The organism is Fibrobacter sp. UWH6, assembly GCF_900142465.1.
GTDB lineage: Bacteria > Fibrobacterota > Fibrobacteria > Fibrobacterales > Fibrobacteraceae > Fibrobacter.
Map to the genome: position 1 here is coordinate 1 of NZ_FRAX01000045.1, position 1,221 is coordinate 1,221.

Annotated in this window: 1 protein-coding gene and 1 pseudogene; both read left to right on the forward strand. The window is 54.5% G+C overall.

What is annotated here, in order from left to right; genetic code table 11:
• Positions 1–509, forward strand: a pseudogene (locus tag BUB73_RS16480) (fumarate reductase/succinate dehydrogenase flavoprotein subunit); the annotation flags it as partial.
• Positions 509–1,221: succinate dehydrogenase/fumarate reductase iron-sulfur subunit (locus tag BUB73_RS16485; protein WP_073287572.1), on the forward strand; the 713-nt coding region annotated here is incomplete at its 3' end. The pseudogene BUB73_RS16480 and the gene BUB73_RS16485, both read left to right, overlap by 1 nt.

A 1,221-nucleotide genomic window follows, 5' to 3' on the forward strand; every position in this document is an offset into this window, starting at 1 on the left:
CCGAATCTGATCCTGCTTTCGAAGACTGCAAGAAGCAGACCGCAGAAAAGATTTCCAAGCTCCTTTCCATCAAGGGTCACCGCACTGTTAACGATATCCATCGTCAGCTCGGTAACATCATGTGGGAATACGTTGGTATGGCCCGTAACAAGGCTGGCCTCGAAAAGGCTCTCCAGGAAATCCCCGCACTCCGCGAAGAATTCTACGAAAACGTCAACGTCGTCGGTTCCGAAGGTTCCTTCAACCAGAACCTGGAACGCGCTGGCCGTCTGGCTGACTTCCTTGAATTCGCAGAAGTCCTCACTCTCGACGCCCTCCACCGTGAAGAATCTTGCGGCGGTCACTTCCGTGAAGAAAGCCAGACCGAAGAAGGCGAAGCAAAGCGTGACGACGAACACTTCTGCTACGTCGGTGCTTGGGAATTCAAGGGCGATGGCGAAAAGCCCGAACTCCACAAGGAACCTCTCACATTCGATAACGTCCACCTCGTTACTAGGAGCTACAAATAATGAGCCACGGCAATATGAATTTGACTTTGAAGATTTGGCGTCAGAAGGACTCCAAGACCAAGGGACAGTTCGAAACTGTCAAGATCAGCGACATTTCTCCCGACATGTCCTTCCTGGAAATGCTGGACATTGTCAACGAAGAACAGATGAAGCAGGGCAAGGAAGGCTTTGCTTTCGACCACGACTGCCGCGAAGGCATTTGCGGTATGTGCTCTCTGGTCATCAACGGTATGCCCCATGGTCCCGACCACGGCATCACCACTTGCCAGCTGCACATGCGTAAGTTCAAGGATGGCGATACCATCGTGATCGAACCGTGGCGCGCTGCCGCATTCCCGGTTATCCGTGACTGCGCTGTGGACCGTTCCGCATTCGACCGCATCATCGCTGCTGGCGGCTACGTTTCCGTCAACACCGGTGCCGCTCCCGAAGCTTCCGTGATTCCCGTTCCCAAGGCTGATGCAGACCGCGCCTTCGACGCTGCTGCTTGCGTTGGTTGCGGTGCTTGCGTTGCTGCATGTAAGAACGCTTCCGCTATGCTCTTCGTCTCTGCCAAGGTTTCTCACCTCAGCTTCTTGCCCCAGGGCAAGGTCGAAGCCAAGAAGCGCGTGCTCGCTATGGTGGCACAGATGGACAAGGAAGGCTTTGGTAACTGCACCAACCTTTACGAATGCCAGGCTGCTTGCCCGAAGGGTATCACCGTGGATTACAT